We start from the raw sequence: 12733 nt of genomic DNA on the forward strand, positions 1-12733 counted from the left end.
CTAGAGGAGACCACACAATGGCAGATCGAAGCTTGCGCGGCATGAGAATCGGCGCCCAGAGCCTACAGAGTGAAGAAGGCGTCGTCTACTCTCCGCGTTCCCGTTACAACTACCTGTGCCCGACCTGCGGCAAGGAGACCGATGTCGTCTTCTCGGCCGAGGCCGAGGCCCCCGAGACCTGGGAGTGCAAGCACTGCGGCCAGGAGGCTCGCCTGCTGATCGGCGACACCCCCGTCGAGGTCGACCACTCCGACGTCAAGACGCCCCGCAGCCACTGGGACATGCTGCTGGAGCGCCGCACCCGCGCCGAGCTCGAGGAACTCCTCGAGGAGCGCCTGCAGTACCTGCGCTCGCGTCGCGGAACGAGCGAGCACAAGCACACCGCCTGACCGTCAGCACCACCTGACTCAGGACAACGGGCCGTTCTCACCTTCGCGGTGGGAGCGGCCTTCTCGTTGCCGGGAGCGGGCTGCGCCGCCCCGTGAATGCGGCCGCCAGCCCGAACAGACCGAGGCCGGCGACGAGGAACTCGATCCCCCGGCTGAGCAGCGTCGCCGGCGTCGTGGTCGTGCCGAGCGGTACGTCCGCGACCATGTGTCCCGGTTTGAACGGCGGGATCGAGCTGATCGTTCGTCCATCGGGTCCGATGATCTGGCTGCTGCCGACCGTCGAGATGTTCACCAGCGAGCGTCCCGCCTCTATCGCGCGCAGGCGAGCGATCGCGAGCTGCTGCTGGTTCTCGTCCGTCTCGCCGAAGTCCGCGTTGTTCGTCTGGGCGAGGATCACCTGCGCTCCCCCGTTCATCATGTCGGTGAGCAGCTGGTCGTCGACGATGTCGAAGCAGATGGAGATCCCGGCCCGGACGCCGCCGACGTCGAAGACGTTGTCGCGCGTCCCCGGGGTGTAGTCGCGCCCGATGAGGTCGATCAGAGCGGGGGCGAATGGACGCCAGAACGCGCGGTCGGGGACGTACTCACCGAACGGCACCGGGTGCTTCTTGTCGTAGTAGTCGACGGCGCCGTGCCCGGCCACCCACTGCAGCGACGTGTTGTAGAAGCGGTCGTCGCGCGACGTGATCGTGCCGACGACGAACGGGGCGCCGAACTTCCGGCTGAGCGCATCCAGGATGGCCGCGTTGTCCGGGTCGCGCGTCGGGTCGGGCAGCGCAGACCCCTCCGGCCAGACCACCATGTCGACCTTGTTCGCGCCGGAGACCTGCGACGACGGGATGCGCAGCGTCTCCGCCACCTGGGAGGCGAACACCGCACCGACGGGAGCGTCGTCGAAGTATCCCGCCGGGCCGTTGCCCTGCACGGCGGCGATCCGCGTCGTCCCGTCGGTCGTCGCGGGCCAGGCGGGGATCGCGAACACGAGCGCGACCGCCACCCCGGCGAGCAGCCAGCGCTGCACCGTACGCACATCCAGAGCCCCGGGCAGCTCGACCAGGAGGGCGACCAGCCACACCATCACGAAGCTCACCCCGGAGATGCCGACCCAGGCCACCATCGGAGCAAGCGGGCTCTGTGACTGCGACTCGGCCACCCGTCCCCAGGAGAAGCCGCCGTACGGCCAGTTTCCCGTCACGTACTCGCGCAGCACCCAGAGGCCGCTCACGATCACCGGCAGCAGGCCGAGCCGCCCGAGCAGCGTCGGGAAGGCCCGCGGCACCCATCGGTACGCGAGCGTGATCAGGATGCCGCCGACGCCCCAGAACAGCGCCTCGAGCGTCGAGAGCGCGACCCAAGGCACCGGGCCCAGGTAGAGCGCCGTCCAGGAGACGTGGACGAGGTAGAACGCCTCCCCCGCGACCCAGCCGATCAGGAAGGCCGGCCCGGCGCGGCGTCCACGTTGCGCGAGCAGCACCATCGCGATGCCGACGAAGGTCAGCGGCCACCAGTCCTTGTCCGGGAAGCCCGCATCGAGCACCGGGCCGGCGGCCGCAGCGAGCAGCACCGCGAGCCAGAGCGGAAACGGGGCTCGCGGGACGGTCTGCACGAAGGGAGAGCCTAAAGCATCCGCGTGTGGGGTCTGCTCAGGAAGCGCGGCCCCGACCACGGGGCCGCCGGCGAGCCGCGTCACGCGACCGACGAGTACGCCACGATGCCGCGGCGGATGGACTCTAGCGCCTGCCGGGCCACCCGCCCGACGTTGCCCTGAGCCACCAGCGACAGCTGATCGAGGAGGTCGATCGTCTGCTTGGCCCAGCGGACGAAGTCGCCCGCCGCCATGTCGGCCTCGCTGAGCACCGCATCCAGCCCGGAGCCGCGGGACCACATCCACATCGCCAGCGACAGCGCGGTCGACGGGGGTTCGCTGCCGGGGAGCCGGTTGTCCTGCTCCAGGTCGTCGAGGGTGCTCCACAGCGTCGTCGTCTTCTCGAGCGCCGGGCGGAACGCCCCGCGAGGCAGGGTACGGTCGTTGGCCAGGCCGTCGTCACGCCGGGGCTCGAAGACCAGTGCGCAGGCCATGGCCGCGAGCCCGGGGGCGTCGAGGTCCTTCCAGGCGTTCCTGCGCAGGCACTCGGCGACGAGCAGATCCCGCTCGCCGTAGATGCGCTTGAGCGTGCGGCCGTGGACCGTCAGCTCGGTCTCGCCGTTCTCCTTGGTCAGGTAGCCGAGCTCGAGGAGCACCTCGGACACCCGGTCGAAGACCTTCGCGACGGCGCCGGTGCGCGATTGGATCTGCGACCGCAGCCGATCGGTGTCGCGCTTCAGCTTCCACCAGCGCTCGGCCCAGCGTGCGTGTGCCTCACGTTCCGGGCAGCGGTGGCAGGGGTGGTCCTTCATGCGTTTGCGCAGTGCCGCCAGCTGCCTCTGCCGCTTCTCCCGCTCGCTGTTCGACGCCGACTCGATGCGGGAGCCGGAGCGCTCCAGGTCGGTCAGCTCGCGCCGGATGGCGAAGTACTCGCGGAAGTCGCCGAGGTGGCAGGTCATCGCCTCCTCGTAGCCGGCGAGCGACTGCTCCTGCTGCAGAGCCTTCCGCGCCAGGTCGACCACCGCACGGTCGGCCTGGAACTGGGCGAACGACGACTCGAGGATCTCGCGGGTGCGGGGCCGCCCGAACTGGTCGATGAGGTTGACGGCCATGTTGTAGGTCGGGCGGAAGCTGGAGTTCAGCGGATAGCTGCGGCGGGAGGCGAGGGACGCGACCGACTGCGGATCGAGGCCGTCCTCCCACTGGATGACGGAGTGGCCCTCGACGTCGATTCCGCGTCGCCCGGCGCGCCCGGTCAGCTGGGTGTACTCCCCCGGCGTGATCGGCACCCGGGCCTCGCCGTTGAACTTCTCCAGCTTCTCCAGCACGACCGTCCGGGCCGGCATGTTGATCCCGAGCGCCAGCGTCTCGGTCGCGAAGACCACTTTGACGAGCTTCCGGCGGAACAGCTCCTCCACGACCTCCTTGAAGGCGGGAAGAAGACCAGCGTGGTGCGCGGCGACGCCGCGCTCCAGCCCTTCCAGCCACTCCCAGTACCCCAGGACCGCGAGGTCTTCGTCGAGCAGCGTCCGGCACCGGTCCTCGACGATCTCGCGGATCTCGTCGCGCTCGTGCTTCTCGGTCAGGCGCACCCCGGCCCGGAGCACCTGCCGCACGGCCTGGTCGCAGCCGTTGCGGCTGAAGATGAAGAAGATCGCAGGCAGCAGGTTGCGGTCATCGAGCAAAGCGACGAGGTCCGACCGGCTCATCCGGAAGGAGTCGGGACGGCCGCCCTTCGAGTGGTATCGGCCGACATCCCGCATCTGCCGGCTGCTGAGCACCCGGCCGCCGTAGCGCGCCATCTGCACGAGCTCCGGATTGACGCGGTTCGTGGTGGCGAGCCCCGACGAGTCGAACAGGTCGATGAGCTTCGACCGCATCAGGATGTGCTGCTCCAGCGGCACCGGACGCTCCTCCGACACCACGACGTCCGTGTCGCCGCGGACCGCCTGCAGCCAGTCGCCGAACTCCTCCGCGTTCGACACGGTGGCGCTGAGCGACACCATCCGGACCTCGGACGGCAGGTGGATGATGACCTCCTCCCAGACGGCGCCGCGGAACCGGTCGGCCAGGTAGTGCACCTCGTCCATCACGACGTAGGCGAGGTCGGTGAGCAGGTCGGAGTCCGCGTAGAGCATGTTGCGGAGCACCTCGGTCGTCATGACGACGATGCGCGCGTGGGAGTTGATGTTGGTGTCGCCGGTGAGGAGCCCGACCGACTCCGCGCCGTACGCCTCGACGAACTCCTGGAACTTCTGGTTCGAGAGCGCCTTCATCGGCGTCGTGTAGAACACCTTGGCGTTGGCCTCGCGCATGGCGAGGAACACGGCGAACTCCGCCACGATCGTCTTGCCTGCGCCGGTCGGGGCGGCGACGAGAACGCTGCGCCCGCGCTCCAGAGCCCCGCACGCCTCGCGCTGGAACGGGTCGAGGTCGAACCGGAGGCCCTCGCGGAAGGTCTCGAGCAACGGCTGGCGGGCCCGGTCGCGCGAGGCGGCGAACCGCTCCGCCGGTGAGAGCGTCTGGTCGGTCACTCCCCCAGCCTATGCCCGTGCGTCAGGCGGCGAGCTCGGCCTCGAGCCGCAGCTCCCGCTTCGCGGCACGGCGGTCGTGCAGCCAGGCGACGCCGTAGGCCGCGAAGTACAGCGCGACCATCGGGATGGCCAGCAGGAACATCGAGAGCACGTCGGCCGCGGGCGTCGCGATCGCGGTGAACAGCGCGATCAGGATGAGCGCCCACCGCCACGAGGCGATGATCGACTTCGCGCTGAGCACCCCGACGAAGTTCAGCAGCACCAGGAACACCGGGAGCACGAACGCGATGCCCACGGCGATCACCAGCTTCAGGATGAAGTCGAAGTAGGTCTTCGCCTGGATGATCGCGGAGTCGGGCTCCGGCGCGAAGCTCGTCAGCAGGCTCACGATGTGCGGGACCAGCAGCCAGCCCGTCACGCCGCCCGCGATGAAGAGCGGGACAGCGGTGAAGAAGAAGCCGAAGCCGTAGCGGAGCTCCTTGCGGGTCATCGCCGGGACGAAGAACGCCCAGATCTGGTAGAGCCAGACCGGGCTGGAGATGATCGCACCGATGGTTATCGCGACCTGCATCTTGAGGTCGAACGCGCCGGTGATGCTGTCGTAGTTGAGCATGGCCTCGCGGCCCTGCTGCTTCGCGATGTCCGTGATCGGACCGCGGAGCGCATCCATCACGTAACCGCTGAGGAACCAGCCGATGACGGCGCCGCCGACCAGCGCCAGAGCGGAACGGAAGAGGCGTTTGCGAAGCTCGATGAAGTGCTCGGCGAGCGTCATCCGTCCTTCGCGGCTCTTGCCTCGCTTCGTGGAGGCCACCGGACTAGGACTTCGGGTTCGACTCGGTCGAGGGGTCGACCGGCGTCGGAGCCGGGGTGCTCTGCGCAGCCGTGTTCTGGACCGCCGTGTTCTGGGTGGTCGTGTTCGTCGGCGTGCCGTCGGTGGCCTGGTCGGACTTGCCGTCCTTGCCGTCCTTCTTCAGCTCGTCGACCTCGCCCTTGAAGATCCGCATCGACTGGCCGATGCTCTTGGCGAGCGCCGGAAGCTTCGGCGCACCGAAGAGCAGCAGGATCACGGCGAGGATGATGAGCAGATGCCATCCGGTCAGTCCTGCGAACATGAGATCAGGTCCTTCTCAAAAGGTGGGCGAAGCGAGCGGGCACCGTCTCCGGGTCCACACTGACGAGTAGTCTACCGCGCCGGACGCGGGCGTCCCTGCGAGCTTGCCGGGCATAGGCGCGCTCGATGAGGTGCTCCTGCCGCTCCGCACGGAGCTCGTCGGCGTCCGCCAGCACGGCCGGCTCGAAGGTCTCGTGGAGCTCCTCCGCGCGGCGCGACAGCACCTCCGTCTTCTCCAGGAGGGCGGCGGCTTCGCGGCCGGCGGCGACCAGCTTGCGGAACAGCCACCAGGCGAAGAACGCGAGCATGCCGAGGAGACCGAGCACGAGCACGGTCCAGATCACCAGCCACGACCACCAGGGCACGGCCTCAGCCTACCCGCCCCGGCCGGCGGTCAGAGGTAGCGTTCGACGCCCGCACGGGCCCAGCCGGCGACGACCTGGCGCGCCTCGGGCGGGTCGAGGACCGTCAGAACGCCCGACAGCCCGGCGACCAGCCGCTTGAGGCCGTGGAAGTGCGCGACCCGGACGCTCGTGCGGATGATGCCGTCGCGCTCCTCGCGCACGGCGCCCTCGGGGATGTAGTCCTCGATCAGCGGGATGGCGGAGGCGGACACCTCGACCGTCACCAGCTGGTCCTCCGGCGTCCCGGTGAACAGCGTCTCGGGGAGCTTCACGTCGCCCGGCCGGTAGGTGATGGCCTCCTCCGTCGCGACCAGATCGTCGATCCGATCGAGGCGGAACGTGCGGATGGCCGTGCGCAGGTGATCCCAGCCGCGCAGGTACCAGTCCTGGTCGACGGACTCGATGCGCAGCGGGTCGACGCGACGCCGTTCGCGTTCACCGCGCGAGCTGAGGTAGTCGAACTCGAGCTGCACGCCCGCGATCACCGCATCCCGGATCGTGGCGAGTGTCTCGTCGGTCTCGGACCGCGCGACGGCCAGCTGGCTCGGTGCGGCTGATGCACCGCGGGCGAGCTTCGCCATGAGCGAGCCGATGGCGTCGCGGTCGGCGTTCTCCGGCAGGGCGGTCAGATACTGCAGCCCGGCGATGAGGGCGGCCGCCTCCCGCGCCGAGAAGCGCGGCGAGTCGTCGATCGCGACCTGGTGGGTCAGGACGATCTGGTCGTTCTCCTCGAAGTCGTCCCAGGCGATGTCGAACAGATCGCCCGGCTGGTACGCGTTGGTCTCGCCCGGGATGCCGGAGACCGCGATCAGGCGGACCGCGTCGCGCAGCTGCTCCTGATCGACGCCGAAGTGCTCGGCCGCCTCCGCGACGCTCACGCGATCGCGGTCCATCAGGTACGGCACGAGGGCGAGCAGGAAGGCCAGCTTGTCCTGCGCCTGCATCGGCTTCCGGCGCTCAGCCATCGTGCGCCTCCCCCCGCTGTCCCTGTGCGGCGTCGGCCGGAGCCGTGTGCGCGGCGACCGTCGCCTGGAGCCGCTGCAGCACCTGCTCGCGCAGCTCCGGCGGAGAGAGGACGAGCACCTCCGGCCCGAACGACGCCAGCTGGTCGGCGAGGATGTTGATGTCGGAGAAGTTCACGGTGAGCCGGACGGGCTCCCCCTCGGCGCCGACCGGGACGGCGTCGCCGTACCGCTTTCCGAGGCGGGTGGCCGCATCCGTGCCGGCCGTCACCTCGATCTCGGCGACGTTCGACTCCCAGATGCGCTCGAGCTCCAGGAGCGCCCGCTCGGCGAACGCCTCGCCGTCGACCCGGTACTGCTCCGGGTCGAACACGCGGGAGGTCAGCCTGACCGGCCCGACGATCCGCGACAGCAGGAAGGTCCGCGAGCCGTTCGCATCCTGGTCGATGCCCTGCAGATGCCACCGGCCCTGGTGCTGGACGAGCGACAGCGGCGCGACGGTGCGCTGACGGGAGGCGCTCTCGCCCGGCTTGAGGTACGGGAACTGGACCATGGCGTGCCGCTCCAGCGCCTGGCTGAGCGGCTCGAAGGCGCTCTCCCGCACGCGCAGCCGCGGCGCGTAGCCGACGACCGGGTCGTCCGCCTCGACGCCCAGCGAGCGCAGTTTCATGAGCGCGCGCCGGGACTCCCCCGACAGCGACCCCTCGCGCCACACGGCAGCGGCCAGCCCGAGGAGCGTCAGCTCCTCCGGCGAGAAGCTGACGTCGGCCGGGAGGTCGTATGCCCCTTTGGGAATGCGATAGCGGAGCAGCTGGTTGTTGCCGGACGCCTCGGGGGCCTCCACCGTCTCCAGCGGGACGCCGAGCTCGCGGATGTCGTCCTTGTCGCGCTCGAACTGCCGCTCCAGGCTGCTGTTGTCGCCGTGCGGCTCATAGCGCTGGCGATAGCCCTGGACGGTCGACAGGATCTCGCTCTTGGTCAGGCCGTTCTCTGTCGCGAGCAGCGCGAGCACCAGGCTGAACAGACGCTCCTCGACCGGGACGCGCGCGGGCGAAGAGGAGGAACGGGACACCCGTCCATCCTAGTCCGCGCGCTAGCGGATCCCGAGGATGTCGACCACCCAGGCGGAGGCCGCGACCTGTCCCTCTGCGGGGGCCTCGATGACCACCTGCGAGCCGACCTTCTTGCCCACCAGCTCGGCCAGGACCTTCTGCGGAAGGGCCTGGTTCAGCTGGCTGGCACCGGTGTCGAGCTTCACGAAGTCCGGCGACCCCGACTGCCAGCTCGAGACGATGACGTTCTTGTCTTCCCAGCCCACGGCCGTGTACTGGAGGATGGCGAACGAGTCCTTCTTGACCGTCGCTCCCGACCCGGCCTTCAGCTCCTCGCTGCGGACCTTCGTCGGCGCCGAGCCGGAGGACGGGATCGTGATGCCCGGCTGCCCGGTCGGCGCCAGCACGACGGTCGGGAATCCGGACACCGACGGACGGACGGCGCCGTCGGCCTTCGCCAGGTACGCCTTCAGGATGTCGACCACGATCACACCGGAGCTGGTCGCCCCGGTGCCGCCCGCGTCCTTCGGCGAGATGACCACGGCGACGCGCGAACCGACGGGGGCGCACTGGAGGCCCTTGCTCAGCGCGGCGTTGCCGGAGCCGAGGGCGAGCGGGTAGGTGTCGCCGCTGCCGTAGGACGTCTGCTGCACCTGACCGGTCTTGCCGTCGAGGATCGTGTACTGCATCTCGATGACCTGGCCCTTGTGGACCTGCTCACCGGTGCCCTCGGTGATGATGGTGCGCTCGGACTTCGTCGTGTCGAGCGGAGTCGGAACCGTGATCTTCGGCTTCGAGCCGATCTTCCCCGTCGCCTCCACGAGTTGGGAGGCCTTGCCGGAGGGCAGAGCGGTCGAGCAGTCGTTGTTCGGGTCGGTCGAGCATCCCGTGAGGACAGCGGCCACGAGGCCGACGGCGACCACGACAGCGGACGTTCTTCCGATGGTGACTCTGCGCACGTGTTCTCTTTCGGTCGGGGCGTTGGAGGGCCAATTCATGCTAGCCGACGCCCGGAGCGTCCTCGTCCGCGTCCCGGCCCTTCGCGAGTTCCGCGCTCGTGGCGGCCTCGCGCATCCGCTTGCGGAGGCTCTTCGGGCTGGACTGCCGCTCGCCGAGGGCGCCGGGGGTCCAGGCCTCGACATCCTCGTCGGAGTAGTCCGACTTGGACGGACGGCGCTTCAGCTCGGGCAGGACCGTCCCCGGCGCGAGCCGGCGGGCGGTGATGAGGAACCCGGTGTGGGCGATCATGCGGTGGTCGGGACGGACGGCCAGCCCCTCGACGTGCCAGCCGCGGACCATCGTCTCGTTCGACTGCGGATGCGTGTAGTCGCCGGAGGCGCGGATGGCCTCGGCCACGCGGGACAGCTGGGTCACCGTGGCGACGTAGCAGATCACGACGCCGCCGGGCTTGAGCGCGGCGGTCACCGCGTCGAGCGTCTCCCACGGCGCCAGCATGTCGAGCACAACGCGGTCCACCGTTCCCGGCTCGACCGCGGCGGGAAGCGCATCCTGCAGGTCGCCGACGGTCAGCGTCCAGTTGCCGGGATCGCCGCCGAGGAACGTGGCCGCATTGTCGCGAGCGACGTCGGCGAACTCCTCGCGGCGCTCGAACGAGAGCAGGCGCCCCTCCGGTCCGATCGCGCGGAGCAGCCAGAGCGAGAGCGCGCCGGAGCCGACACCGGCCTCCACCACCGTCGCCCCGGGGAAGATGTCCGCCAGCGCCAGGATCTGCGCCGCGTCCTTCGGATAGACGATGGCGGCGCCGCGCGGCATGGACATGACGAAGTCGGTGAGGAGCGGGCGGAGCGCCAGGTGCTCGACGCCCGCGTTGTTCGTGACGACGGAGCCGTCGGGCAGCCCGATGATGGCGTCGTGCGGCAGGACGCCGCGGTGGCTGTGGAAGAGCTTCCCCGGCTCCAGGGTGATGGTGTTCATCCGGCCCTTCGGGCCGGTGAGCTGCACGCGGTCGCCCGCGCGGAACGGTCCAGAGCTGCGCCGTGTCTCGTTCATCGGGTGGCCGCCCCACGGCGGGCGCGGGCGACGGAGAACAGATCGTCCGCGGTGCGTCCGTCGAGCGTCGGCCACAGCGTGTGCTCCTCCGATTCGGGCAGCGGCACGATGTGCGGCACTCCGATGGTGGTCGCCCCCGCAGCCACGGCCGAGGCCAGGCCCACCAACGAGTCTTCGACGGCCACGGTCTGGCGGATGTCCACCCCGAGCAGCTCGGCGGCGCGCAGGTACGGTTCCGGAGCCGGCTTCGGCTCGTCCACCTCGTCGCCGCTCACGATCACGTCGAACGCGTCGAACGGCATCTGCGCGACGATCTGCTCCGCCATCCTGCGGACCGACATGGTCACCAGGGCCGTCGGGACGCCGCGCTCGCGCAGCGCCTCCAGCAGCTCGCGGGCACCCGGGCGCCACGGCACGCCGTCGGCGTCGAGCTTCTGCTGCACGCGGTCGGTCAGCCACTCCACGATCTCGTCCGGCTCCATCGCCACGCCGCGGGAGCGGAGGATCTCGGCGGAGTTCCAAAGGCCGAGGCCGACGAGCAGCAGACCGTCGTCGTGCGTCCAGGTGCCGCCGAACGAGTGCACCAGCTCCACCTCCGACGCCATCCAGTACGGCTCGGTGTCGACGAGGGTGCCATCCATGTCCCACAGCACGGCGGCGGGCACGTCGCCGGAGCCGGTGTCGGTACGGGTATGTTCGCTGCGGGGGGAAGACGCGGTCACAACGGGCAAGTCTATCGGGAGAGCCGCGGGCCTATCCTGGATGGATGGCGCCCCGACCGGACGCCGGGAAGGACGAGGGACAGCTTCGTGACAGACGGACAGAACATCCTCGGCGGGCGCATCCTCGTGGTGGCCTTCGAGGGATGGAACGACGCGGGCGAGGCGGCCAGCGGCGCAGTCAAGACGCTCAAGGAGCAGCTCGACGTCGTTCCGATCGCCGAGGTCGACCCCGAGCTCTACTTCGACTTCCAGTTCAACCGGCCGGTGGTGACCGACGACGACGGCCGCAGGCGCCTCATCTGGCCCTCTGCGGTCATCTACGGTCCGTCGCTCCCCGGGCGGGTCGGAGAGGACCTCGCCGGCGACGCGGAGCTCACCGTCACGGGCGACAACGCGGGCAACATCTTCCTGCTGCTCGGCACGGAGCCGTCGCGCAGCTGGCGCAGCTTCACGGCCGAGATCATGGATGTGGCGCTCGCCGCCGACATCGGAGCCGTCGTCTTCCTCGGCGCGATGCTCGCCGACGTCCCGCACACGCGGCCCATCTCCGTCTTCGCGTCCAGCGACAATGCGGCGGTGCGGGCGGAACTCGGCCTCGAGCGCTCCACGTACGAGGGGCCGGTCGGCATCCTGAGCGCGCTCGCCGAGGGAGCGGAGGACGTCGGCATCCCGACCATGATGATCTGGGCGTCCGTGCCGCACTACGTGCACAACGCGCCCAGCCCGAAGGCCGTGCTCGCGCTGATCGACAAGCTCGAGGAGCTCGTGGATGTGACCATCCCCCGCGGCACGCTCGTCGACGAGGCCGCGGCCTGGGAGTCCGGGATCGACGCGCTCGCCGCCGACGACGAGGAGATGGCCTCCTACATCCAGCAGCTCGAGCAGGCGCGCGACACCGTCGACTCGCCCGAGGCGAGCGGCGAGGCGATCGCGCAGGAGTTCGAGCGGTACCTGCGCCGCCGCGGCGACGGCCGCGACGGCGGCACGGCCGGGCGCGCGCCCGACGACCCACGCCGCGGCTGAGGCGCCGGGGCGTCCCGGCTCAGACCTCGCCGGTCGTAAGCACCGCGCTCGTGAGCACCGGGTTCACGCCTGGAGCACGCCGGTGGCCAGCAGGATCATCAGCAGGACGCCGAGAGCGATGCGGTAGATCACGAACGGCAGGAAGCTGCGGCGCGAGATGTAGCCCATGAAGAACGCGATCACCAGCAGGCCGACGACGAACGCGACGACCGTCGCGGCCGCGGTCTCGACCGGGCCGAACACCTCGGGCGTGCAGGTTCCCGCCTTCGCGAGCGCCGCGGTGCACGGCTCCTTGACGGCCTTGTAGAGCTGGTAGAAGCCGCTGCCGAACACCGCGGGGAGCGCCAGCAGGAACGAGTACCGTGCCGCGGCGCGGCGCTGGTAGCCCATGAACAGCCCCGCCGTGATGGTGCCTCCGGAGCGGGAGACGCCCGGGATGAGCGCGAGCGCCTGGGCGAGACCGAAGACGATGCCGTCGATCCAGGTCAGGTCGCGCAGCCTCTTGCGCTTCGCCCCCACCCAGTCGGCGATGCCGAGCAGGATGCCGAACACGATGAGCGTCGTCGCGACGATCCACAGCGAGCGGAAGACCGTCTCGATCTGGTCCTGGAAGAACAGGCCGAGGACCACGATCGGAACGCTGCCCAGGATGACGAGCCAGCCCATCCGCGCGTCGGGGTCGTTGCGCGGGATACGACCGAACAGCGCCCGGAACCACTGCGCGATGATGCGCGTGATGTCGCGCCAGAAGTAGAGCAGCACCGCCGCTTCCGTTCCCAGCTGGATGATCGCGGTGAAGCGGGCGCCGGGGTCGGCCCCGGTTCCGAGCAGCTCGCCGACGATGCGGATGTGCGCCGACGACGAGATGGGGAGGAACTCGGTGAGCCCCTGCACGAGGCCGAGGATCAGAGCGTTGATGAAGTCCATACGTTGCGTCG

General features: G+C 69.9%; 13 protein-coding genes. 2 read left to right on the forward strand and 11 right to left on the reverse strand.

Annotated elements, in window-relative coordinates; translation table 11 throughout:
- Positions 1-17: 17 nt before the first annotated feature.
- The gene (locus BJ963_RS05425) at positions 18-389 is read left to right on the forward strand and encodes an RNA polymerase-binding protein RbpA (RefSeq protein WP_089910842.1); all 372 of its coding nucleotides are present in this window, start codon (positions 18-20) and stop codon (positions 387-389) included.
- A 37-nt stretch (positions 390-426) separates the two neighbouring features.
- Here the strand turns inward: BJ963_RS05425 and lnt are convergent, their stop codons facing one another.
- The 10 genes from lnt to BJ963_RS05475 form a co-directional block, all read right to left on the reverse strand.
- On the reverse strand, positions 427-1995 hold the full coding sequence (lnt, locus tag BJ963_RS05430; protein ID WP_179455143.1) for an apolipoprotein N-acyltransferase: 1569 nt from the start codon (positions 1993-1995) through the stop codon (positions 427-429).
- 80 nt (positions 1996-2075) lie between these two features.
- Positions 2076-4508, reverse strand: a complete 2433-nt coding sequence (locus tag BJ963_RS05435; protein ID WP_179455153.1) for a DEAD/DEAH box helicase — start codon at positions 4506-4508, stop codon at positions 2076-2078.
- A 22-nt stretch (positions 4509-4530) separates the two neighbouring features.
- Positions 4531-5283 (reverse strand): twin-arginine translocase subunit TatC, encoded by a 753-nt coding sequence (gene tatC, locus BJ963_RS05440; RefSeq protein WP_018191077.1) that lies wholly within the window; start codon positions 5281-5283, stop codon positions 4531-4533.
- 43 nt (positions 5284-5326) lie between these two features.
- A complete protein-coding gene (gene tatA, locus BJ963_RS05445) occupies positions 5327-5623 on the reverse strand; it encodes a Sec-independent protein translocase subunit TatA (protein WP_179455155.1) in 297 nt (98 codons plus the stop codon).
- A 4-nt stretch (positions 5624-5627) separates the two neighbouring features.
- Positions 5628-5987 (reverse strand): hypothetical protein, encoded by a 360-nt coding sequence (locus BJ963_RS05450; RefSeq protein ID WP_179455157.1) that lies wholly within the window; start codon positions 5985-5987, stop codon positions 5628-5630.
- Between the two features lie 29 nt (positions 5988-6016).
- The gene (locus tag BJ963_RS05455; RefSeq protein ID WP_089910825.1) at positions 6017-6991 is read right to left on the reverse strand and encodes a helix-turn-helix transcriptional regulator; all 975 of its coding nucleotides are present in this window, start codon (positions 6989-6991) and stop codon (positions 6017-6019) included.
- Positions 6984-8060, reverse strand: a complete 1077-nt coding sequence (locus BJ963_RS05460) for a WYL domain-containing protein (RefSeq protein WP_179455166.1) — start codon at positions 8058-8060, stop codon at positions 6984-6986. Before BJ963_RS05460 ends, BJ963_RS05455 begins: the two co-directional genes overlap by 8 nt.
- A 21-nt stretch (positions 8061-8081) precedes the next feature.
- Positions 8082-8999, reverse strand: a complete 918-nt coding sequence (locus BJ963_RS05465) for an FKBP-type peptidyl-prolyl cis-trans isomerase (protein ID WP_231947133.1) — start codon at positions 8997-8999, stop codon at positions 8082-8084.
- A 40-nt stretch (positions 9000-9039) separates the two neighbouring features.
- On the reverse strand, positions 9040-10050 hold the full coding sequence (locus BJ963_RS05470) for a tRNA (adenine-N1)-methyltransferase (protein WP_179455168.1): 1011 nt from the start codon (positions 10048-10050) through the stop codon (positions 9040-9042).
- Complete coding sequence (locus BJ963_RS05475; RefSeq protein ID WP_089910813.1) at positions 10047-10772, reverse strand: HAD family hydrolase; 726 nt, start codon at positions 10770-10772, stop codon at positions 10047-10049. Before BJ963_RS05475 ends, BJ963_RS05470 begins: the two co-directional genes overlap by 4 nt.
- Positions 10773-10859: 87 nt before the next feature.
- Between BJ963_RS05475 and BJ963_RS05480 the strand changes: the two genes are divergently transcribed.
- A complete protein-coding gene (locus BJ963_RS05480) occupies positions 10860-11795 on the forward strand; it encodes a proteasome assembly chaperone family protein (protein ID WP_089910810.1) in 936 nt (311 codons plus the stop codon).
- 63 nt (positions 11796-11858) lie between these two features.
- On the opposite strand, the gene BJ963_RS05485 is transcribed toward BJ963_RS05480, so the two are convergent.
- Positions 11859-12722, reverse strand: a complete 864-nt coding sequence (locus tag BJ963_RS05485) for an undecaprenyl-diphosphate phosphatase (RefSeq protein ID WP_179455170.1) — start codon at positions 12720-12722, stop codon at positions 11859-11861.
- Positions 12723-12733 lie beyond the last annotated feature (11 nt).

The organism is Leifsonia soli, from assembly GCF_013408745.1.
Lineage (GTDB): Bacteria > Actinomycetota > Actinomycetes > Actinomycetales > Microbacteriaceae > Leifsonia > Leifsonia soli.